Origin of the sequence: Pseudonocardia sp. Ae150A_Ps1, assembly GCF_001932315.1 — a bacterium.
In the GTDB taxonomy this organism is placed as follows: Bacteria; Actinomycetota; Actinomycetes; order Mycobacteriales; family Pseudonocardiaceae; genus Pseudonocardia.
On record NZ_MCIJ01000001.1, the window covers coordinates 2778356 to 2799448 of the forward strand.

The window sequence follows — 21093 nt, forward strand, 5'->3', positions numbered from 1 at the left end:
TTTAAGAACTCCCGATCCAGCGGTTCACGGAGCCGAGGCCCGCGGGGCGCAGGTCCTCTCCTCCCAGGTCGAGCAGCTCGTGTGCCAGCGTGGCTCCGAGCTTCTCGGCGGCGTCCATCTCTCCGGTGACGGAGGCGCGCAGCACGTCGCCCTCCGTGATGTCCCCGACCCCTGTCACCGCACGCAGCGACAGCCGGTCGACCGCGCGCCCGTCGTCGTCCAGGTCCGAGACGACGTCGGCCAGCGCACCGACCGGGGCGGTGCAGCCGGCCTCGAGGGTGGCCAGGACGGCCCGCTCGGCGGCGACGGCGGCGCGGACGCCCGGGTCGTCGAGCACCGAGCGCAGCACGTCCGCCAGCCCGGTGTCCGTCTCGCGGCACTCGATCGCGAGGGCGCCCTGGGCGGGGGCGGGCAGCATCTGCAGCGGATCGATCAGCTCGTCCGCCTCCTCGATGCGGCCCAGCCGGCGGAGCCCGGCCGCGGCGACGACCACCGCGTCCAGCTCGCCGGAACGGACCTTCCCGATGCGGGTGTCCACGTTGCCGCGGATCGGCACCACCTCGAGCCCCTGGCCGAGCGCGTAGAGCTGCGCGGCACGGCGCGGCGAGCCGGTACCCACCCGGGCCCCGCGGCCCAGTTTCCCCAGCACGCGGCCGCCGGTGACGAGCGCGTCGCGGGGGTCCTCCCGGCCCGGGACCGCGGCGATCCGCAGGTGCTCGGGCTGGGCGGTGGGAAGGTCCTTGAACGAGTGCACGGCGACGTCGATGTCGCCCGCGTCCAGCGCGTCCCGCAACGCCGACACGAACACCCCGACGCCGAGCTGCGTCACCGGCGCCATCGAGCGGTCACCGCTGGTGGAGACGGTGACGAGCTCGCACGGGTGCCCGGCGGCGGTCAGCCGGTCGGCGATCGTCGTCGACTGTGCGACCGCCAGCTTCGACGGCCGCGTCCCGATCTTCAGCGTGCTCACGAGATCTGCTCCGGGGGGCGGGACCCGAGCGACGGCTGCCCGTCGACCGGTGCGTTCAGTGCGGCCGTCACGTCGTTGCCGTCGACGGTCGCGTCGGAGCCACGGACGGGTGCCGCGACCGCGGCCGCGGCCTGCGGGTCGAGCTCGAACAGGGTGCGCAGCGCGGCGGCGTAGCTGTCCCCGTCCGGCCCCTCGGCCAGGCGCTTGACCTGCACTGTCGGGGTGTGCAGGAGCTTGTCGACGACGCGGCGGACGGTGCGGGAGAGCTCCTCGCGCACGTCCCCGTCCAGGTCGGGCAGCCGTCCGTCCAGGCGGAGCAGCTCGGCGTCGACGACCTCGGAGGCCCGACGGCGCAGCGCCGTGACGGTCGGCGTGACCTCGGCCGAGCGCTGCCCGGCGAGGTACTGCTGCGCCTCGGCGTCGACCATCTTCTGGGCGGCGGCGACCGAGCCGCCGTCGGTGGCGTCGAGCAGCCGGCGCTGCAGCGTGATCAGGTCGACCACCCGGACACCGGGCAGGTCGGCGACGGCCGGGTCGACGTCGCGGGGCAGGCCCAGGTCGCACACGACCAGCGGGCGCTCGCGACCGGCCCCGGACAGTGCCTCGGCGACCGGGCCGGCGTCGACGACGTGGCCGATCGCCCCGGTGCAGGCGAGCATCAGGTCGGCGGTGCGCAGCTCGGCGGCCAGGTCCTCCATCGGCGCGGACCGCGCCGCGGTGCCCTGCTCGAGCACCTTCTCCACCAGGCGCTCGCCGCGCTCGGCGGACCGGTTGAGGACGACGATCTCGCTCGCCCCGGCCCGGCGCAGGTGCGCGGCGGCCAGCGCGCCCATCGCACCGGCGCCGACGATCACGGCGCGGGTGCCGTCGAGACCGGTGCCGCCCAGCTCCCGGTCGGCGTCGCGCAGCGCCTCGGAGACCACCGAGGCACCCGCCTCGTCGATCCCGGTGCCGGCGTGCACCCGCTTGCCGACCCGCAGTGCCTGCTGCACCAGCTCGTGCAGCACCTTGCCGACCGAGCCCGACTCGTCGGCGGTGGCGTAGGCGCTGCGCAGCTGGCCGAGGATCTGCGACTCGCCGACGACCATCGAGTCCAGGCCGGCGGCCAGCTGGAACAGGTGCTGGACGGCCGAGCCCGCGTAGTGCACGAAGAGGTGGTCGGACAGCTCGCCGATCGGGAAGCCGGCGTAGCCGCCGAGCACGTCGGTGACGTCACCCAGGCCGCCGTGGAACGCGTCCACGACCGCACAGATCTCGATCCGGTTGCACGTCGAGAGGAGGACGGCCTCCTCGACGTGCGTGCGGTCGAGCATCTCCTCGAGCAGCTTGGGCACGTCGCCCGGGGCGACGGCGAGGCGCTCCAGCACCTCGACCGGCGCACTGCGGTGCGACAGGCCGACCACGAGGACGCTCATCGCGGGGACACCACCGATCCGTTCGTCTCGCTCGTCTCCCGGCCGGCGGCCGGGACCGTGGTCTCACCGGCGGTGTGCCGGCGGGCCACGTGGAACGCGAGGACCTGCAGCTCGACCGAGAGGTCGACCTTGCGGACCTCGACGTCGTCCGGCACCTGCAGCAGCACCGGAGCGAAGTTGAGGATGGACTGCACACCGCTCCGCACGAGCAGGTCGCAGACCGCCTGGGCCGCGGGGCCGGGCGTCGCGATCATCCCGATGGTCACGCCGTCGGCGGCGCAGACCTCGGGGATGTCGCGGACGTGCCGCACGCGGATGCCGTTGATGTCGCTGCCGACGAGGTCGTCGTCGACGTCGAACAGGGCGCCGACCGGGAAGCCACGGCCGGCGAACCCGGCGTACCCGGCGAGGGCGTGACCGAGATTGCCGACCCCGACCAGCGCCACCGACTGCCGGTGGTCCATGCCCAGCTCGCCCTGCAGCCGCGCCTGCAGCGACGCCACGTCGTACCCGACGCCGCGGACGCCGTAGGACCCCAGGTAGGAGAGGTCCTTGCGCAGCTTGGCGGAGTTCACGCCGGACGCACCCGCGAGCTCCTCCGAGGAGACGGTCTCGACGCCGGACTCCCGCAGCTCACCCAGCACACGCAGGTAGACGGCGAGCCGGGAGACGGTGGCCTCGGGTACCGGGCGGACGGGGCGCTCGCCGTCCGGCTGGTCGGCCGGGACGGCCGGGGCACCGGTCTCGGGCGGCAGGCTCACGGGCCTTCCTCCTCCGGCGTCGGTCGCGGGCGGGCGGGCGGGGCGCGATGTCGTTCCGGCTCCCGTCCCGCTCGCGGGGGGTTGTCCGCGGACGGTCGGTCATCGAAACTGATCGCACTCCGGGTCGGGGCTGTGCTGTCCGCACCTCTGGCACCAGGGGTGCGGTCACCGGTGCCCGTGCGCGGACCGGTCGGCGGACGGCCGGTCGACGCCGCGCGGGCTGGCCCGGTGGCACGGTGCCGCACGAGCGGCGATGCCGCCGGGCACGGCGACGGGAACCCACGGTAGCCGCTTGTGAAGGCCCGCACAAAGTTGCGATCTTGGTCCTCCGCGTGCTCTCTCCGGGCTCTGACCTGGACCTACCGGTGATCGATGCTCACGAACCGCTCACCGTGCGACCGAGGCCACTTCGAGGTCCACGACACCTCCGTCACCGGATGCCCGCCACCATCCGTGACGCAGGTCTCGGAGCCGGACCGGCGGGCCGTCAGACGACGGTGACGGTGCGGGACGGCAGGCCGGTCGCGGCCCCCGGCAGCGGTGGGCGGCGCTCGTCGGTCTGGACGGCGCCGTCGCCGTCGGTCGCGCGGCACTGCACCGTGTACCCACCGGGCGGCAGCTCCAGCTCGGCCCGCCACATCCGCCAGGTCGCCCCACCCGCGGGCACCGGCGCGAGCTCGGCGTCCACCCAGCGGCCGTCGCCGGTACCGACCTCGACCCGGGAGATCCCGCGCGGCACCGCCCACGCCGTACCGGTGACGACGACGCGGCCGGCCGGGACGCTCGCGTACGACGCCGGGGATTCGATCCGCGACGCCGTCTCCATCGGCCCCGGCGGGTCCCAGCCCCGCGCCCGCCAGTAGTCGGCCCGGGCGGCGAACGTCGTGAACTCGACGTCGGTGACCCACTTGGTGGCCGAGACGTAGCCGTAGAGCCCCGGCACGACGATCCGCACCGGGAAACCGTGCTCGACCGGGAGCGCCTCCCCCTCCATCCCGACGGCGAGGAGCGCGCCGCGCGCCCGGTCCAGCAGAAGCGGGGCCGGGCTGCCCGCCGTCCAGCCGTCCACGGAGGTGGACAGCACCTGGTCGGCGGCCGGGTCCGGCGACGCCTCGGCGAGCAGCGGCGCCAGCTCGACGCCGGTGAACCGGGTGGTGGACACGAGATCGCCGCCGACCTCGTTGGAGACGCAGGACATCGTGACCCAGCGCTCGACCAGCGGGCGTCCCAGCAGGTCGTCGAGGGTGAGCGTGAGCTCGCGGCCGACCATCCCGTGCACCCGCAGCGTCCAGGAGGCGGGGTCCACCGAGGGCACCCGCAGCGCGGTGTCGATCCGGTAGAAGTCCGCGACGGGCGTCGCGAACGCCGCGCCGCCCGGGAACGCGGCGCCGGCGGGCAGCGGGAGTGCCGGCGCGACCCGGCCGCCGGCGGCGAGCGCCCGCAGCCGGGCGGTGAGCCCGTCGCGGGCCGGACCGATCCGCCCGGACGGGAGCAGCGGCGCCGTCAGTGCCGCGCCGGCGCCCAGCACGAGTCCGCCCGCACCGGCCAGCGCCCCGGCCCGGAGGAACCGGCGCCGGGTCAGCGACTCCCGCAGCGGGCGGCCGTCGGGCAGCGTCCCGGCGGCCGACGGTGACGGCACGCGGGTCGCCAGCCGGTACAGCCGCCGGAACGTCGCCACGGTGACGACTACCGCGACAGCGCTGGGGAGGAGGTCCAGCTGACCGGCCCCGGGTGCGGTCACGGCGGCGACGACGCCCAGCAGGCCGAGCACGGCCAGGCCCACGACACCCGGGCGGTCGGAGCGCCGGGACAGGGCCCCGGCCCCGGCGGCGGCGAGCGCGAGCACGACCACCACCCCGGCGACGACCGCGTGCCGGCTGCCGACGCCGGCGACGACGGTCGCGAGCTCGGCGACCGCGGGCGGGGTGCGGGCCACGACCTGTCCCGCCACCACGCCGACCGGCGCGGCCTGCGGTGCGACGACGAGCGCGGCGAGCTGCCCGGCCCCGACGCCGAGCGCGGTCGCGGCCAGTCCGGCGAGCGCACCGCGCGGCGCGGGCACTACCGGGCGCACGGCGTCCGCGGGGGCCGCGGCGTCTGTGGCGGGGCTCACGGACCTGCGGCGAGGTCCGCCCGCAGGCGCGCCTCGTCGACCCGGAACGAGTCGTGCTCCCGGCCGTCGAGGAGCACCACGGGCACCTGGTCGCCGTACTCGGCGCGCAGCTCGTCGTCGGTGTCGACGTCGAGGGTGTCCCAGCCGGTTCCCGTCTCGCCGCACACGCGTGCGAGCACCTCGGCGGCCTCCTCGCAGAGGTGGCAGCCGTGGCGGGTCAGCAGCCGCACGCGCACGGTCACATCCTCGCCAGCGTCCGGCGGGCGATCTTCCCGGTGGGGGTGCGCGGCAGCTCGCCCGCGAACGAGACGACCGCGGGGCGCTTGAACCGGGCCAGGCGGGCCGCGCAGTGCTCGGCGACGGCGTCCTCGGTCAGTCCCGAGCCGGCCACGGCCACCACGACGGCCTTCACCGCGGCACCGGTCCGGTCGTCGGGCACGCCGACCACCGCGACCTCGGCGACCGCGTCGAGCTCGGCGATCACCTGCTCGACCTCCCGCGGGTAGACGTTGAACCCGTTCACGATCACCAGGTCCGACGAGCGGTCGACCAGGAAGAGGTCGCCGTCCGGATCGAGGTAGCCGACGTCGGCCGTCACGAACCAGCCGTCGGCGTCCGGGCCACCGGCGCCGTCCGGCCAGTAGCCGGAGAACAGGTTCGGCCCGCGCAGCGCGATCAGGCCGGTGTCGTCGCCCGGGTCGGAGCCGACGTCGAGGTCGATCTCGTCGGCGTCGGGCTCGGGCTCCGGGTCGCCGAGCGGGCGGCCCGCGGCGTCCACCAGCCGCAGCTCGACGCCCGGCAGCGGCCGCCCGACCGAGCCCGGCTTGGCGGGCCGGCCGGGGTCGTTGCTGGTGATCACCGGGCCGCCCTCGGACAGGCCGTAGCCCTCGTGCAGGTCCAGACCGGTCGCGGCGCGGAAGTCGGCGAGCCAGGCCGCGGGCAGCGGCGCGCCGCCGGAGGTGCACAGCCGCACCCCGCCCATCGCCCGGTGCAGGTCGCCCGGGTCCCCGTCCGGACCGGCCCGGTCGAGCAGCATCCGGAACATCGACGGGACCCCGGCGATCACGCTCACCCGCTCGTCGACGACGGCGGCGAGGACCCGACCGGGTTCGAACCGGCCCGGGAGGACGACGGTCGCCCCGGCCCAGCAGACCTGCAGCAGGCCGGCGGCGAGCCCGTAGACGTGGAACAGCGGCAGCGCGAGCAGCACCCGGTCGACGCCGTTCACCGGCGCCGGGCGCAGCTCGGCGGCCTGCCGCCGGTTGGCCAGCAGCGCGCGGTGGCTCAGCTGCACCCCGCGCGGGCGGCCGGTCGTGCCGGAGGTGAAGACGATGACGGCGATGCGCTCCGGGTCGGCCGGTCCACGCTCGGCGGGCGGCGCGTCCGGCGGTGGCGCCGACGGGTCGGGCGGGGCGAGCAGGGTCGCCCCGGCGCCCTCGGCGCAGCCGGTGGCGACGCGGTCGTCGGCAGCGGCCACGACGACCGACGGGCCCGCCTGCTCGAACATGATCTCCAGTTCGCGGGTGACCGAGCCCGCGCCGAACGGCACGGCGACGGCATCGGCCCGCAGCGCGCCGAACACCGCCACGCAGTACGCGGCCCCGTCCGGCAGGCCGATCGCCACCCGGTCGCCCGGGCGGACGCCCGCCGCACGCAGCCGGGCCGCCTCGGCGCTGATCGCGCCGTCGAACGCGGCCCAGGACAGGGTGAGCGGTGTGTCGCCGGTCAGGTCACGGACGGCGTCGTGCCCGGGACGCCCGGCGGCGTTGCGGGCGACGAGGTCCGCCAGGTGGACGGGGTCGTCCCCGGTGGGACCGGCGGCAGCGGCAGCGGAACTCGGCACGGGTCTCTCCTCGGCGGACGGCGGCGGGAACAGTCTGGCAAACCGCTGCCCGACACCGGCACCGCTCATCGCTGCATACGAACCGTGTCGATTCGGACACGCTCAGCTAACGGTTCACTGACCGCGCGTAAGGGGCCGCTCGCCGGACCGGGGCACGGTGAAAGGCGGCGAGTGCCGTGCACCACTCGATCACCGTTTATGCTCCGCCGCTACACGAGGTTCAACGCGCGAACCGCCGGTTCGACGCGCGACTCACCCGAGGGAGTGGCATGCAGCTCGTCGCCAGCGCACCGCTGAGCAGCGCCCCCGGCGCCGCACGGCACCGCGCCGGGCAGGACGCCCCGCGCCGTGCCGGACCCACCGGGACGTGTCGCGCACGCCGGCGTCCGACCCCCCGGGATCCATGACCCGGCCGATGCGACCGCAGCGGCTCTTCCGGCCGCGAGAACGACCCGAGACCGCAGTTGATCCACCCGTCCGTCCCGGTGGGGCCCCCGATTCCCGCCGAGACCGACCCGACGCCGTCCGCCCCCAGCCGGACGGGGAGGTGTCCGTGACTTCAGCGACCTCAGCGCCGTCCCAGCCGACGGGGCCGATCGCGTCCGCTCCCCTGGTCGACGCTCACTCCGACTACCCCGCTCAGCCCGCCGCTCACACCCCCGACGGCCGAAACACCCGATCGGGTCCCGAGCGCGAGATGCCGGCACCACGCCAGGCGCCGCAGATCTCCCAGGACCTGCCCCGCCCGGAGCAGGACCCGGCCGACGAGGCCGCCCGTGCCGTCGAGGACGCGAACAGCTCCTGGGCGCTCGTCGAGGCGTGCCAGGCCGGTGACGCCGGGGCCTTCGGCGAGCTCTACGAGCGCTACCACGACGTGGTGTTCCGGTACGTCCTGTTCCGGATGGGCGACCGCGCGTTCGCCGAGGACGTCACCCAGGAGACCTTCGTGCGCGCGCTGCGCCGGATCTTCTCGGTCAGCTACCAGGGCCGCGACATCGGCGCCTGGTTCGTGACCATCGCCCGGAACCTGATCTTCGACTACGTGAAGTCCAGCCGGTACCGGCTGGAGCAGACGACGTCGGAGATGGTCGAGCACTCCCCCGCCACCGGCGGGCCGGAGCAGCAGGTCCTCGACATGGCGACGAACGACGAGCTGCTCGCGTCGGTCGCCAAGCTCAACGCCGACCAGCGCGAGTGCATCCAGTACCGGTTCCTCCGCGGCCTGTCGGTCGCGGAGACCGCCGAGCTGATGGACCGCAACGAGGGGGCCGTGAAGGCCCTCCAGCACCGCGCCGTGCGCCGGCTGGCCCAGCTCCTCCCGGACGGCCTGCGGTGAGCGCCTCAGCGGCACGAGCCGCCGGGACGCGAGAGGGGGTGCGAAACACTGCGGTGAGCGCACTACTCGATGCGGTGAACGGTAGTGGACCCGTAACCTCGCGGCCGATCGGTCGTTGTGCAGACGAGCGCGCCAGGTTAGCGCCGACGAGCAGCGCGAGACTGCAGTGAGGACGGACGGCATGCCCAGGGCATGGGACGACAGGTATCCGGCGGAGGACGGTTTCGACCGCGCCCCGGCGGGTGCCCCTGCGTCGGAGGAGCTGGCCCACGAGATCGCACTGGCCGCGGCGCTGGACCGCTCGCGCCGCGACCTCTCACCGGACCCGCACGCGTCGGCACGGATGCGGCAGCGGCTGTTCGACGTGCTGGCACAGGAGGGCGTGGGCCGCGCCGAGCAGCCGCCCGCCGGTGCCCCGGCACCGCGGCCGGTCGGGAACCGCTCCGAGCTCTCCGACCTGACCGCGCCGATCGGCCCGCCGATCGCCGACGACCTCGACTGGGAGGCCGTCTCGAACCGTGCGTCCGCCGGTGAGCGGACCCCGGTCGCGGACGACCCCGGCGCCCGCTCGTCGCGCTCGCGGCGCGGCGGCAGGCACGTGCTGCCCAGCGACCACCCGGACCACCCCGGCCTGCCGGTCGGCGCCGCCGCGGGCCCGGCCCGCGACGCGGACGCCGGCCCCGGCCGGGAGGAGACCGTGCGCCCGTCGGGACCGCGGATGCTCGACCGCAGGCGGCCGAGCGTCCGGAAGCGGTTCGGCGTCGTCGTCGGCGGTTTCGCGGCGCTGGCCGTGATCGCCGGCGTGACCTCGACGGTCAGCCGCGACGCGCTGCCCGGCGACGCGATGTACGGGGTCAAGCGGGCCAACGAGAGCATCGGCGGCGCCTTCACCGTCGGCGACCAGGCCGAGGCCTCCCGCCAGCTCGATCTCGCCCGCTCGCGGGTGGACGAGCTGGAGAACCTGATGGCGCGGGCGACCCCGCCCGCACCGGCGTCGGTCGCCGCCGCCATGGAGGACTTCGACCGGGCCGCCAGCACCGGCAGCCGTATGATGCTGACCGGCTCCGGCACCGGTGGCGCCCAGGCCGCGGAGCTCGCCGAGCTGCGCACCTGGGCCGCCGCCCAGTCCGGCCGGATCTCGCGGCTCCAGGAGGAGCTGCCCGCCGAGAGCCGCCCGGAGACCGCCGAGGCCGTCCGCCTGCTGGACCGGGTGCTCGCCCGGACCGAGGCGCTGCGCGCCGACAGCGGTTGTGCCGCGGACAGCGGCGGCACCGTCGACGATCTCGGCCCGGTGCCGGGTGAGTGCCGCACCGGTGGCGGCGCTCCGGTCGACGCGTCGAAGCAGTCGGCGACGGCGACGGCGACCCCGGAGGGCAGCACGGCGCCGTCGAGCAGTGAGGCTCCGACCTCGGAGACCACGAGCCCGGAGACGTCGACGTCCGAGTCGCCGACCAGCGAGACCGGGTCCGGTGACTCCGGTGGCGGCCTGCCGCTGCTGGGTGGCGGTTCGCCGTCGAGCAGCTCGCCGAGCAGCCCGTCGCAGGAGAAGTCGCAGGACGACGACGGTCTGTCGATCACCATCCCGCCGCTGCTGCCGGGTCTCGGCCCGGTCACCCTCGGCTGACCAGGACGTTCGAACGTCGGTACGCGGGCCCGGTCCGGAGCATCACGCTCCGGGCCGGGCCCGCACCCGTGTCCCGCCAGTAGGCTGGGAGAGCGCCCGAGCCCCCTCGGAGCGCGTGACGCCGTCGCACCAGGAAGGCCGCCGTGGTGAGTGATCCCGGGTCCGCTCCGGACGAGGTCCGACTCGACGCGACCGGCGCCGGGACCGACACCGGGCTCGCGGAGGAGCCCGGCGTGCTGGAACAGGCGACCGCGCTCGATCCCGCACAGCGGGCGGGTCAGGCGTCCGCCGCGGCCGCCGTCGCCGCGGAGCACGCCGAGCACGAACCGCCCGACGCCGACGCCCCGCCGCCGGACCTGACCGCCGCGGCGTTCTTCGACGTCGACAACACGATGATGGTCGGCGCCTCGATCTTCCACTTCGCCCGCGGGCTCGCCGCACGGAAGTTCTTCACCACCTCGGACCTGGCCGGGTTCGCCTGGCAGCAGCTCAAGTTCCGGATCGGTGGCCGTGAGGACAAGGGCGGCATCGCCGGGCACCGGGACACCGCGCTCTCGTTCGTCGCGGGGCGGCCGGTCGACGAGGTCGTCTCCCTCGGCGAGGAGATCTACGACGAGCTGATGGCCGACCGGATCTGGGCCGGCACCCGGGCGCTCGCCCAGATGCACCTCGACGCCGGCCAGCGGGTCTGGCTGGTCACGGCGACGCCGATCGAGCTGTCCCGCATCATCGCCCGGCGGCTCGGCCTCACCGGAGCGCTGGGGACGGTCGCGGAGTCCGTCGACGGCCTCTACACCGGGCGCCTGGTCGGCGAGATCCTCCACGGCCCGGCGAAGGCGCACGCCGTGCGTGCACTGGCCGCGTCGGAGGGGCTCGACCTGCGCCGCTGCACCGCCTACTCCGACTCGGTGAACGACGTGCCGATGCTGTCCGCCGTGGGGACCGCGGTCGCGGTCAACCCGGACTCGGAGCTGCGGGACGTCGCGAAGGCCCGGAACTGGCAGATCCGCGACTTCCGGACCGGCCGCAAGGCGGCCCGGATCGGGGTGCCGTCGGTGCTCGGCGCCGGCGCCGTCGCGGGGGCCGTCGCCGCCGGGATGGCCTACCGCAAGAAGTGACCGGGCACCGCGACCGGCGCCCGGTCAGCCCAGGAAGACGTTCCGGCGCTGGGACAGCAGCCGGTACAGCGTGTGCTGGATGGTCTCCCGGACCTGGTCGGTCAGGTTGAACACCAGCATCGGGTCCTCGGCGTCGGCGGCGGTGTGGCCGTCGGTGCGGATCGGCTCGCCGAACTCGATGTACCACTTCGACGGCAGCGGGACGAGGCCCGCCGGGCCGAGCAGCGGGAACGTCGGGGTGATCGGGAAGTACGGCGCACCGAGGAGCCGCGCGATCGGCGCCAGGTCACCGAGCTTCGGGTAGATCTCCTCGGCCCCGACGATCGAGCACGGGATGATCGGCACGCCGGTGCGCAGCGCCGCGGAGACGAAACCGCCGCGGCCGAAGCGCTGCAGCTTGTAGCGGTCCCGGAAGGGCTTGCCGATGCCCTTGAACCCCTCCGGGAAGACGCCGACGATCTCGCCGGAGCTCATCAGCCGCTCGGCGTCGGGGTTGCACGCCAGGGTCGCACCGGACTTGCGGGCCAGCGAGCCCGAGACCGGCATCGTGAACATCAGGTCCGCGCCGAGCAGCCGCAGGTGCCGGTTCGCGGGATGGTCGTCGTGCACGGCGACCGTGGTCATCACCGCGTCCAGCGGCAGGGTGCCGGAGTGGTTCGCGACGAGCAGCGCGCCCCCGGTCTCCGGGATGTGGTGGGTGCCGATCGTCTCCACCCGGAACCAGCGCTGGTAGAGCGGGCGCAGCGCGGGCAGTACCAGGGCCTCGGTCAGCTCGGGATCGAACCCGAACTCGTCGACCTGGTAGTCACCGCCGAGGCGGCGCCGGAGGAACTCCAGCACCTGCTCGAGCCCCGCCTCCCAGGCCGGCTGCTCGTCGTCGTCGTCGGCGTCCGGGACCGGTGGCACCGCGGTCGGGCGCGCCGGTTCGTCGTCCCGCGCGGGGCGGGCTGGTCCCCGGTTGCCCCGGATCGGGATCACCCGCGCCTCGGCCATGCCGTCGCCCTCCTGCTTCTCGCGTACCTTCATGCCGGCGCCCTCAGCGGAGTGCCTGTGCGAGACCGAGCAGGCCGCGTTCGGCCGACGCGATCCGCTCCGTGCCGAGCACCGGGCTCAGCGCCTTGCCCCGGACGAAGTCGTCGAACGCCTGCGTGGTCGTCCACCGGGGTTCGAACCCGAAGTCGTCGATCAGCCGGGTCAGGTCGACGACCCGGCCGAAGTTGAGGAACCGCATCTGCTCCGGCGAGAAGTCGACCACCCGGGCACCGCGCAGCACCCGGCTGACCGGGGCGACCGCGGTGCTGGGTACCGGCAGCGCGATCTTGCCCGCGCGCCGGATCGCCTGGGACAGCATCAGCACACCGTGCGCGGCGACGTTGTAGACCCCGGGGAGCTCGTGGGTGGCGGCCCGTTCCAGGACGGCGAGCCCGTCCTCCTCGTGCAGGAGCTGGATCCGCGCGTCGTACCCGAGCACCGTCGGCACGACGGGCAGCGCGAAGTACCGGGTCAGCACGGTGTCGATGCGGGGGCCGATGAAGTTCGCGAACCGCAGCACCGTCGCCGTGACGTCCGGCCGGCGGCGGCTGAACCCCCGCAGGTAGCCCTCGATCTCCGCGGCGTCCTTGGCGTAGCCGCCGGAGGGCAGGTCCTTCGCCCCGGTCGCCTCGTCGAACACCGCGGGGTCCCGGGAGCTGGAGCCGTAGACCGCGGTCGTCGACTTCAGCACGACCCGCCGCACGCTCGGCGCCTTCTGGCACGCGGCGAGCAGCTGCATCGTGCCGATGACGTTCATCTCCTTCATCGTCGCGCGGCCGCCCGAGGAGGCGGGGCTGGCCGACAGCGACGCGTGGACGACGGTGTCGACCCCGGCGGTGGAGATGACCTTGGCGATCAGCGGGTTGCGGATGTCGGCGCGCACGAACTCGGCGCGGCCCATGCGCCGCAGCAGGTCCCGCGGCGGCGGGACGGTGTCGACACCGAGCACCCGGTCGATGTCCGGGTTCGCCGCCAGCCGCGCCGCGAGGTGACCGCCGAGGTAACCGCTCACGCCGGTGACGAGCACGACGTTCGGGGTCGGCGACGACATGGGGCGACCTCACTGGACGGAGCCTGCGGACCACGCGGAGACACCGCAGGAACGGTGGACGACCGGACCGATCCTAGTGCGTGGTGGTCGTCGTGGGCACGGCCGCGGACGGGAACGGCGTGACGCGTCTGTGAACGCCGTGTGCGGCCCCGTGAACGACACCGGCCGCGCACCCGCCGATGAGCGGGTACGCGGCCGGTGCGCGAGTCACTTGCCGAGCTTGCGGCGCTGCACCCGGGTCTTGCGCAGCAGCTTGCGGTGCTTCTTCTTCGACATCCGCTTGCGGCGCTTCTTGATGACCGAGCCCATGGGTGCTCCTCCTGTATCGACGCAGATCGCCCGCGACCGCACCACCGGGTGGCCTCGAGGCGGGCCGCCCGCACCCGCCGGAACGACGGAGCAGGCCGTGCGACCGGTGGGAGTCGGCAGCCGGAGAACGAGTCTACCGGGGTGCCGTGACACCCCGGGACCGGGGGACCACCGTACGGGGGACGGTCCCGCGATCAGCCCGCGTCGAAGTAGGCGTTGCGCAGGTAGTCCTCGACGGCGCGCTGCGGCACCCGGAACGAACGGCCGACGCGCGCGGCCGGCAGCTCACCCGAGTGCACCAGCCGGTACACGGTCATCTTGGAGACCCGCATCATCGAGGCCACCTCGGCCACCGTCAGGAACTGGACCTGGGCCGGCCGCAGGGGCTCGGGACGTTCCGCCGCCATCGGGCACCGCCTTCCTCCCCCGACCAGTGCCCCCGGACGCCCGGTGGTGGGGGATGCGTGAGCAGTCTACCGGGACGGATGTGACGATCGGTCCACCGGAGGGGGGCCCGATCGGGGAGCGGTCGGGCGCGTCGGGGTGATGACGGGTCGTCCGATGCGCTGATCGGGGGATGACGGAGGGTGGCCTCCGGTGGTCGTCACCCCCGACCGAGGGCCACGGACCGGTCGTGGGCGGCGGTCACCGCGTCCGCGAACGCCGACCGCAGGCCGTGCCGCTCCAGCTCGCGCAGGGCCGCCGCCGTCGTCCCGGCCGGGGAGGTGACGTTCTCCCGCAGCACCGCCGGGTGCTCGCCGGTCTCCCGCAGCATCCGGGCGGCACCGAGCGCGGTCTGCACCGTCAGCTCGGTCGCGGCCGGCCGGGTCAGCCCGAGCGCCACCCCGGCCTCGATCATGGCCTCGGCGACCAGGAAGAAGTAGGCCGGTCCGGAGCCGGAGACCGCGGTGGCGGCGTCCTGCTTGGCCTCGTCGATACGCAGCACCGCCCCGACGGTGCCGAGCAGCGCCTCGGTCTCGGCGAGGTGCCCGTCGCCGGCGTGGGCGCCCGGGGAGATCCCGCACATCGCGGCCCCGAGCAGCATCGGGGTGTTCGGCATGACCCGCACGACCGGCGTCCCCGCGGGCAGCGCCCCCTCGAACAGCGACGTCGGCAGGCCCGCGCACAGCGACACCACGAGGGTGCCCTCGCCCAGTGCCCCGCCGATCTCGCCGAGCAGCGCGACGACGTCCTGCGGCTTCACCGCGACGACGACCGTCCCGGCGCCGCGCACCGCATCGGCAGCCGGTTCGGCGGCCACCCCCAGCTCGGCGGACAGCTGGGCGGCGCGCTCCGGGAACCTCTCGGAGAACACCAGCTCCCCGGCGTCCCGCCCGGCGGCGAGCAACCCGCCGAGCAGCGCCTCGCCGATCCGTCCGCCACCCAGTACCGCGATCCGTGTCCCAGTCATGGGCGGCAGCCTAGGAACCCGCTACCCGCCCAGCGGTGCGAGGGCGAGCTGGCGGGCCTGGCACACCGTGCGCCCGGTCGCGTCGACGACGGTGACGTCCTCGTCGAACTGGGTCCCCGACACGGTGCGGGAGCGGGAGTCGACCCGCAGCCAGCCGGGCGACGGACGGCCGCGCAGCAGCGCGGTGAGCTGCACCGTGGGCGCCCATCCCGGACGTCCGCCGAGGTTGAACACGGTCGGCGGGAGGATGTCGCCGGCCAGCAGCGCGAACAGGACGTCCGGCTCCTCGCCGCGCGGGCGCACCCAGCCCGACATCTCCGGGGGCCCGGTCTCCCCGCGCAGGAACGGCAGCGCGTCCGCCGGGTAGCGCAGCTCGCAGGCGGAGGCCAGCCCGCGGGCGCCGCCCTGCGCGGACGCGGGGTCGACGGCGTCGGCGGCCGGGTCGGGGTCGAGCCCGACCGCGGTGTCCCAGCGCGGCTCCCCGCCGGGGAGGACGCCCGCGGTGACGGTCGCGTGCAGCATCAGCTTCCCGGCCTGGGTCAGCCGCACCGCCACCGACGAGATCGTGCGGCCGATCTTGAGCGGGGTCGCCTCCAGCTCCACGGGTGCGAGGTCGGGCGCGCGCAGGAAGTCCGCCGAGACCGCCAGCGGGTCGACGGCCGGGGAGCCGTCGGCGGACAGCCAGGCGAGCCCCGCCTTGGCCATCAGCACCATCAGCAGCCCGCCGAACGCCTTCGGGCCGACCGCCCAGACGTCGTCGAGGCCGGCGCGGAACCTGCCGTCGCCGAGATCGTCGAGGACGTGCGCGTCCGCGAAGGGACGTCCGGTATCGACCGTCGTGCCGCTCATGGGCTCAGGTTACCCATGGGTAGAACCGGGGTGGACGGTCAGCGGGAGCCGCCGACGCCGGCCGGGACGGTCGGCGCGAGGTGCAGCCGCGCGAACAGCAGCGACTCGGCGAGCAGGCCGGCGCGCTCCTGGCGGGTGCGGCAGCGGCGGGTGGACACCTCGAGGACGACGGTGCCCCCGTCGCGGGCGAACGCGCCGTCGGCGAGTGCCTGGCACACCTCGGCGCACGGCTGGGCGCCACGGCCCGGGACCAGGTGCTCGTCCCGCGGGGCCCCGGAACCGTCGGTGAGGTGCAGGTGGGTCAGCCGGTCGCCCATCCGCGCCATGAGATCGAGCGCGTCGACCTCGGCGGCGGCGGTGTGCGACAGGTCGAGGGTGTAGGCGCCGTACCCGATGTCGGTCGGGTCGTGGCCGAGCGCGTACGGCACGGTGCTGATCGAGCCCCGCTTCACCGGGAACATGTTCTCCACCGGGAGCGTGACGCCGTCGTGCTCGAACGCCCGCGCGACCTCGTCGCCGAACACGTCGGCGTAGCGGCGCTGCCAGCGGAACGGCGGGTGGACGACGACCGTCCGCGCGCCGAGCCGGGCGGCGACCTCGACGGTGCGGCGGAGCCGGTGCACGGGGTCGGCGCCCCACACCCGCTGGGTGACGGCCAGGCAGGGCGCGTGCACCGCGAGCACCGGGACACCGTGCCGGTGCGCCAGCCGCTCGATCGCCCGCGGGTCCTGGCTGACCGGGTCGGTCCAGATCATGAGCTCGACGCCGTCGTAGCCCAGCTCGGCGGCGATCTCGAAACCGGCCGCCACACCCTCCGGGTAGACCGAGGCGGTGGACAGCGCGACGGGAACCGGGAGCGGGGCGATGGCGGATCCGGGCAGGGGCGACGACGTCACATGACGTGGAGTCGTCTCCCGGTCGCTCATCGTTACCTGTCCAGCAGCACCAGGATCGCCGGGGACACCGTCAGCAGCAGCCCGACCAGCACCGCGAACAGCGTGGTCTTCAGGTCGTCGTTGCGCAGCAGCGCCCGCACGCCGAGCACGAGGCCGACGGTCAGGACGACCGCGAGCGCCAGCGCGACGATCGGGAAGGAGAACCAGAGGAACCGGAACAGCACCCAGATCCCGGCACCGGCGACGGCGCCACCGATCCACTGCGCGATGACGACCGCCCAGGCCTGGCCCGTACCCGCGGCACCCGCGGACGCGGCGTCGTCCAGACCGGCGGGCGGCTGGGCCTCGTCGCGGGAGCGGCGGCGGCGCGGCTGCTCGTCGTCGTCGGGGAGGGCGCCGTGTTCGAGCTCGCCGTGGTCCTCGTAGTCGTCGTACTCGTCGGCGTCGGGGCGCGGGCGGGGCAGGACACCGGTCCGGCCGCCGCCGGCGCGCGGGTCCCGCTCCCACTCGCCGCTGTCCCCGTCGTCGGCGAACGGGTCGTAGGCGCCGGTCGGCGGGCCCGCGTCGGCCGGGGCACTGCCGTAGGGGGCACTGCCGTACGGGGCGCCGTCGTCGTCGGTGAGCGCCGGGGCGCCGAACTGGGTGGGCGGACCGCCGTCGGGGTCGCCGGCCGCGGGGCGGCGGGCGTTCATGCGGCTGGTCGGGATCTCGTCGGCGCCCTCGGAGCCGTACGGGCCCGCATCCGGGGGGCCGTAACCGTCGTCGGGCCGGAACGGGCCACGCTGCGCGCCGTCGGGGGCGGGCGGGGCGCCGTTCGCGGCGGGCCGGCCGTTCGGCGCGAACGCCTGCGGCCCGGCACCGTTCGGACCGTGACCGTTCGGGCCGTGCGGGGCGCCGTTCGGACCGGCGCCGTTCGGGGCACCGAAGGGCGTGCCATAGGGCGCACCGCCGTTCGGCGGGGCCCCGTTCGGGGCGTTGCCGTTGGGCACGAACGGGGTCTCGGGCGGAGCGGGCCTGCGGGACGGGAACGACGGGTGCTCACCCGGCGCCGGGGCGTCCCCGCCGCGCGGGGCGACGCCGTCGGCGGGCCACCCGGCGGGACCGCCGGGACCGCGCTCCGCGGGGGCCGGGCGGCGGGGCGCAGGCCCCGCCTGTGCCTCGGGGGCGGGACCACCGGAGCCGGGCGGCGGGCCGTCGTCATCCTCGGACGCACGCCGGCGACGGCGCCGTCCGCTCTGGGAGCCGCCATTGGCGGCGAGCAGCTCGGCGACCGTCCGCTGCCGCGGCTCTGGGCTGTCCACACTCATCCCGACCACCGTGCCCTGTGTGTTGTCAAGGGTCCAAGCCCACCCCCGGAAACGTGCGCCGAGCGGTCGTCCCCGTTCGTTCCGTCGAGCATGTCGAACCGCCGGAGGATCACGCCCTCACGCAACGCCCACGGACAGATGTCGAGCTCGTCGACCCCCAGCGCGTCCATCGCGGCCTGCGCGACGACCGTCCCGGCGACGAGCTGGTGCGCGCGGCTGGCGCTGACCCCGTCCAGCTCCGCGAGGTCCGGGCCGGACATCCGGGTCACGAACCCGGAGAGCTGGCGCAGCCCCTGCGCGGTGAGCGTGCGGTGGGTCCGCGGGCCCGCGCTGGACGGCGCGGCGCCGGCGAGCCGGGCGAGCGTCCGGAAGGTCTTCGACGTGCCCACCGCGCGATCCGGGCGGCCACCGGCGCGCAGCCGTCCGGCCACCGGGGCGAGCTCGTCGCGGACCCGCTCGGCCAGCGCCGTCAGCTCGGCGCGGGGCGGCGGGTCGGCGGAGAACGCCTCGCGGGTCAGGCGCCCGGCGCCGAGCGGCACCGAGGCGGCGACGTCCGGCGTCTCGTCCCGGCCGACGGCGAGCTCCAGCGACCCGCCCCCGATGTCGAGCACCAGCAGGCGCCCGGCCGACCAGCCGCACCACCGGCGGACGGCGAAGAAGGTCCAGCGGGCCTCGTCCTCGCCGGGCAGCACCTCGAGGGTCACCCCGGTCTCGCGCTGCACGAGCGCGAGCACCTCGGCCGAGTTGGTGGCGTCGCGCAGCGCCGAGGTCGCGAACGCCATCAGGTCGTCGCACCCGGCGGCACCGGCCGTGTCCCGGGCCCGGTGCACGCTCTCCAGGAGCGCCTTGACGCCCTCCTTGGTCAGCGCACCCTTGCGGTCCAGGTGCTCGGCCAGCCGGAGCTGGTCCTTGTCCGAGGACATCGGCTTCGGGTGGGCACCACGGTGCGCATCCACCACGAGCAGATGAACGGTGTTGGACCCCACGTCTAAGACGGCCAGTCGCACGGGTGTCAGGTTACCGAGCCGTTATCCACTCCCGGACGGCCACCACGTCACACATCGAACTTGTAGCCCAGTCCGCGCACGGTGACCAGGTGCTTCGGCGTCGACGGGTCGTCCTCCACCTTGGAGCGCAGGCGCTTCACGTGGACGTCGAGCGTCTTCGTGTCGCCGACGTAGTCCGCGCCCCACACCCGGTCGATCAGCTGGGCCCGGGTGAGCACCCGCCCGACGTTGCGGAGCAGGTACTCGAGCAGGTCGAACTCCTTGAGCGGGAGCGGGACGTCGTCGCCGTTCACCGACACGACGTGCCGCTCGACGTCCATCCGGACCGGGCCGGCCTCGAGGATCCCGTTGCCGCTCTCGGTCTCGCCGGTGGCCTCGCCGCCGCGGCGGAGCACGGCGCGGACGCGGGCGATCAGCTCGCGGGCCGAGTACGGCTTGGTGACGTAGTCGTCGGCGCCGAGCTCCAGCCCGACCACCTTGTCGATCTCGCTGTCCCGGGCCGTCACCATGATCACGGGGACGGCGGAGCGGGAGCGGAGCGCCTTGCAGACGTCTGTGCCGCTCATGCCGGGGAGCATGAGGTCGAGCAGCACGATGTCGGCGCCGTTGCGGTCGAACTCGCTCAGCGCGTCGTTGCCGTTGGCCGCGACGGCCGTGGTGAAGCCCTCCTTGCGCAGCATGAACGCGAGCGGGTCGGCGAAGGACTCCTCGTCCTCCACGATCAGCACCCTGGTCATCTCATCCTCCGGTTGTCGCGGTCTCGGGGGCCTCGCTACCGGCCGCCCCCCTGGGGCCCTTGACGCCCAGCCGGGCGGGGAGCCGCATGGTGAACGTCGAGCCGGTGCCGGGACGGCTCCACAGCCGCACCTCACCGCCGTGGTTCGCGCAGACGTGCTTGACGATCGCCAGGCCGAGCCCGGTGCCGCCGGTCGCGCGGGACCGGGCCGGGTCGACCCGGAAGAAGCGCTCGAACACCCGCTTCTGGTGTTCCGGGGCGATGCCGATGCCGCGGTCGGTGACGGCGATCTCGACCGAGCCGCCGACCTCCCGCCGGCTCACCGACACCGACGAGTCGGTGGGCGAGTACGCGATCGCGTTCTCGACGAGGTTGGTCAGCGCCGTGACGAGCAGCGTCCGGTCCCCGTCGACGACCAGCCCGGACGGCCCGTCGGCGGTGATCTCGACGCCGTGCGACTCCGCGGAGTTGCGGCTGCGGGCCAGCGCCTCGGAGGCGACGTCGTCGACCTCGACGGCGGCCAGCTCGGGCAGCCGCTCGGCGCCGGTCAGCCGGGACAGGGCGATCAGCTCGGAGACGAGGTTGCCCATCCGGGTGGCCTCGCGGAGCAGCTTCTCGCCGAACTGCCGGACCTCGGCGGCGTCGTCCTCGGAGCCCTCGGCCGGGTCCAGGCCCTCGAGGGTGTCGAGCAGCGCCTCGGCCAGCAGCGCGACCGCGCCGACCGGCGTCTTGAGCTCGTGGCTGACGTTGGCGACGAAGTCGCGGCGGGTGGCCTCCAGCCGTGCCACCTCGGAGGTGTCGACGGCCTCGACCAGGGTGAACCCGTCGCCGAGGGCGTGGATCCGCGCCTGCACCGCGACCGGCCCACGCGGGGTGCGGTCCAGCGGGGAGAGATCGACCTCGAGCAGCCGGTCCCCGGCCTGCACGCGCTGGCAGGCGGCCCAGGCGCGGGGGTCCAGCCGGTCCTCGGTGACGGCGCCGAGCGCGGCGGCCCGCGGGTTGTGCAGCAGCACGTCACCCGCGGCACCGACGACGGCCAGTCCGGAGTCCGACTGGCGGAACGTGCGGTGCAGCAGCTCCCCGAGGGTGGGTGCCGCGGCGGACGGCCGGTCGTCCGGGGTGCGGGACGCGACGGCGGTGCGGCGGGCGGGGCGGCCGGCGGACGGACGCCGCGCCAGCGCGGCCCCGGCCAGCAGGCCCAGGCCGAGCGCGACGACCGCGATCAGCCACGCGAGCGTGGTCACGGGGGCATCGTAGGCAAGCGGGGGTGCCCTCTGGCCAGCGCCGGACCCCGGATGGTGACGCCCGCGACCCG

The 21093-nt window shown here is 75.1% G+C and carries 20 protein-coding genes; 3 read left to right on the forward strand and 17 right to left on the reverse strand.

Annotated elements, in window-relative coordinates:
* Position 1 precedes the first annotated feature (1 nt).
* From hemC to Ae150APs1_RS12875, 6 genes are all read right to left on the reverse strand, one after another.
* Positions 2-970, reverse strand: a complete 969-nt coding sequence (gene hemC, locus Ae150APs1_RS12850; protein WP_075297722.1) for a hydroxymethylbilane synthase — start codon at positions 968-970, stop codon at positions 2-4.
* Positions 967-2385: a glutamyl-tRNA reductase gene (locus Ae150APs1_RS12855; RefSeq protein WP_010239771.1), complete on the reverse strand. Its 1419-nt coding sequence runs from the start codon at positions 2383-2385 to the stop codon at positions 967-969. Before Ae150APs1_RS12855 ends, hemC begins: the two co-directional genes overlap by 4 nt.
* Positions 2382-3140, reverse strand: coding sequence for a redox-sensing transcriptional repressor Rex (locus Ae150APs1_RS12860; protein ID WP_227012850.1), 759 nt, complete (start codon positions 3138-3140; stop codon positions 2382-2384). The genes Ae150APs1_RS12855 and Ae150APs1_RS12860 overlap by 4 nt, the downstream gene beginning before the upstream one ends.
* A gap of 493 nt (positions 3141-3633) precedes the next feature.
* On the reverse strand, positions 3634-5259 hold the full coding sequence (locus Ae150APs1_RS12865; protein ID WP_075297724.1) for a molybdopterin-dependent oxidoreductase: 1626 nt from the start codon (positions 5257-5259) through the stop codon (positions 3634-3636).
* The gene (locus Ae150APs1_RS12870; protein WP_010236039.1) at positions 5256-5501 is read right to left on the reverse strand and encodes a glutaredoxin family protein; all 246 of its coding nucleotides are present in this window, start codon (positions 5499-5501) and stop codon (positions 5256-5258) included. The genes Ae150APs1_RS12865 and Ae150APs1_RS12870 overlap by 4 nt, the downstream gene beginning before the upstream one ends.
* Positions 5498-7102 (reverse strand): AMP-binding protein, encoded by a 1605-nt coding sequence (locus tag Ae150APs1_RS12875; protein ID WP_075297726.1) that lies wholly within the window; start codon positions 7100-7102, stop codon positions 5498-5500. The genes Ae150APs1_RS12870 and Ae150APs1_RS12875 overlap by 4 nt, the downstream gene beginning before the upstream one ends.
* A 697-nt stretch (positions 7103-7799) precedes the next feature.
* Between Ae150APs1_RS12875 and Ae150APs1_RS12880 the strand changes: the two genes are divergently transcribed.
* The 3 genes from Ae150APs1_RS12880 (at position 7800) to Ae150APs1_RS12890 (ending at position 11180) form a co-directional block, all read left to right on the forward strand.
* Positions 7800-8438: a sigma-70 family RNA polymerase sigma factor gene (locus Ae150APs1_RS12880; protein ID WP_075297728.1), complete on the forward strand. Its 639-nt coding sequence runs from the start codon at positions 7800-7802 to the stop codon at positions 8436-8438.
* Between the two features lie 181 nt (positions 8439-8619).
* Positions 8620-10062: a DUF5667 domain-containing protein gene (locus Ae150APs1_RS12885; RefSeq protein ID WP_075297730.1), complete on the forward strand. Its 1443-nt coding sequence runs from the start codon at positions 8620-8622 to the stop codon at positions 10060-10062.
* A gap of 233 nt (positions 10063-10295) precedes the next feature.
* A complete protein-coding gene (locus Ae150APs1_RS12890) occupies positions 10296-11180 on the forward strand; it encodes an HAD-IB family hydrolase (protein ID WP_033200521.1) in 885 nt (294 codons plus the stop codon).
* Between the two features lie 24 nt (positions 11181-11204).
* On the opposite strand, the gene Ae150APs1_RS12895 is transcribed toward Ae150APs1_RS12890, so the two are convergent.
* The 11 genes from Ae150APs1_RS12895 to Ae150APs1_RS12945 all read right to left on the reverse strand — a co-directional run bounded on the left by Ae150APs1_RS12895 (position 11205) and on the right by Ae150APs1_RS12945 (position 21022).
* Positions 11205-12206, reverse strand: coding sequence for a lysophospholipid acyltransferase family protein (locus tag Ae150APs1_RS12895; protein ID WP_083703818.1), 1002 nt, complete (start codon positions 12204-12206; stop codon positions 11205-11207).
* Between the two features lie 10 nt (positions 12207-12216).
* The gene (locus Ae150APs1_RS12900; RefSeq protein ID WP_075297732.1) at positions 12217-13263 is read right to left on the reverse strand and encodes an NAD-dependent epimerase/dehydratase family protein; all 1047 of its coding nucleotides are present in this window, start codon (positions 13261-13263) and stop codon (positions 12217-12219) included.
* A gap of 207 nt (positions 13264-13470) precedes the next feature.
* Complete coding sequence (locus Ae150APs1_RS12905; RefSeq protein ID WP_010241351.1) at positions 13471-13572, reverse strand: AURKAIP1/COX24 domain-containing protein; 102 nt, start codon at positions 13570-13572, stop codon at positions 13471-13473.
* A gap of 194 nt (positions 13573-13766) precedes the next feature.
* The gene (locus tag Ae150APs1_RS12910; protein WP_010241349.1) at positions 13767-13979 is read right to left on the reverse strand and encodes a helix-turn-helix domain-containing protein; all 213 of its coding nucleotides are present in this window, start codon (positions 13977-13979) and stop codon (positions 13767-13769) included.
* A gap of 197 nt (positions 13980-14176) precedes the next feature.
* A complete protein-coding gene (gene proC / locus Ae150APs1_RS12915) occupies positions 14177-14983 on the reverse strand; it encodes a pyrroline-5-carboxylate reductase (protein ID WP_075297734.1) in 807 nt (268 codons plus the stop codon).
* 21 nt (positions 14984-15004) lie between these two features.
* Positions 15005-15832, reverse strand: a complete 828-nt coding sequence (locus tag Ae150APs1_RS12920) for a thioesterase family protein (RefSeq protein WP_075297736.1) — start codon at positions 15830-15832, stop codon at positions 15005-15007.
* A gap of 38 nt (positions 15833-15870) precedes the next feature.
* Positions 15871-16758 (reverse strand): sugar phosphate isomerase/epimerase, encoded by an 888-nt coding sequence (locus Ae150APs1_RS12925; protein ID WP_249266319.1) that lies wholly within the window; start codon positions 16756-16758, stop codon positions 15871-15873.
* A 2-nt stretch (positions 16759-16760) separates the two neighbouring features.
* Positions 16761-18035 (reverse strand): hypothetical protein, encoded by a 1275-nt coding sequence (locus Ae150APs1_RS12930; RefSeq protein ID WP_139316886.1) that lies wholly within the window; start codon positions 18033-18035, stop codon positions 16761-16763.
* A complete protein-coding gene (locus Ae150APs1_RS12935; RefSeq protein WP_075297742.1) occupies positions 18032-19042 on the reverse strand; it encodes a Ppx/GppA phosphatase family protein in 1011 nt (336 codons plus the stop codon). Before Ae150APs1_RS12935 ends, Ae150APs1_RS12930 begins: the two co-directional genes overlap by 4 nt.
* A 47-nt stretch (positions 19043-19089) precedes the next feature.
* Entirely contained in the window at positions 19090-19779 is a 690-nt protein-coding gene (locus Ae150APs1_RS12940) for a response regulator transcription factor (RefSeq protein WP_010234386.1), read from the reverse strand.
* A 1-nt stretch (position 19780) separates the two neighbouring features.
* Entirely contained in the window at positions 19781-21022 is a 1242-nt protein-coding gene (locus tag Ae150APs1_RS12945) for an ATP-binding protein (RefSeq protein WP_212567202.1), read from the reverse strand.
* Between the last annotated feature and the right edge of the window lie 71 nt (positions 21023-21093).

Coding starts and splice junctions, on each gene's coding strand:
- Ae150APs1_RS12880 (WP_075297728.1), top strand. CDS start 7,800: ATGCCGGCACCACGCCAGGCGCCGCAGATCTCCCAGGACCTGCCCCGC.
- Ae150APs1_RS12910 (WP_010241349.1), bottom strand. CDS start 13,979: ATGGCGGCGGAACGTCCCGAGCCCCTGCGGCCGGCCCAGGTCCAGTTC.
- Ae150APs1_RS12895 (WP_083703818.1), bottom strand. CDS start 12,206: ATGAAGGTACGCGAGAAGCAGGAGGGCGACGGCATGGCCGAGGCGCGG.
- Ae150APs1_RS12925 (WP_249266319.1), bottom strand. CDS start 16,758: ATGAGCGACCGGGAGACGACTCCACGTCATGTGACGTCGTCGCCCCTG.
- Ae150APs1_RS12930 (WP_139316886.1), bottom strand. CDS start 18,035: ATGAGTGTGGACAGCCCAGAGCCGCGGCAGCGGACGGTCGCCGAGCTG.
- Ae150APs1_RS12885 (WP_075297730.1), top strand. CDS start 8,620: ATGCCCAGGGCATGGGACGACAGGTATCCGGCGGAGGACGGTTTCGAC.
- Ae150APs1_RS12900 (WP_075297732.1), bottom strand. CDS start 13,263: ATGTCGTCGCCGACCCCGAACGTCGTGCTCGTCACCGGCGTGAGCGGT.
- Ae150APs1_RS12940 (WP_010234386.1), bottom strand. CDS start 19,779: ATGACCAGGGTGCTGATCGTGGAGGACGAGGAGTCCTTCGCCGACCCG.
- proC (WP_075297734.1), bottom strand. CDS start 14,983: ATGACTGGGACACGGATCGCGGTACTGGGTGGCGGACGGATCGGCGAG.
- Ae150APs1_RS12905 (WP_010241351.1), bottom strand. CDS start 13,572: ATGGGCTCGGTCATCAAGAAGCGCCGCAAGCGGATGTCGAAGAAGAAG.
- Ae150APs1_RS12920 (WP_075297736.1), bottom strand. CDS start 15,832: ATGAGCGGCACGACGGTCGATACCGGACGTCCCTTCGCGGACGCGCAC.
- Ae150APs1_RS12855 (WP_010239771.1), bottom strand. CDS start 2,385: ATGAGCGTCCTCGTGGTCGGCCTGTCGCACCGCAGTGCGCCGGTCGAG.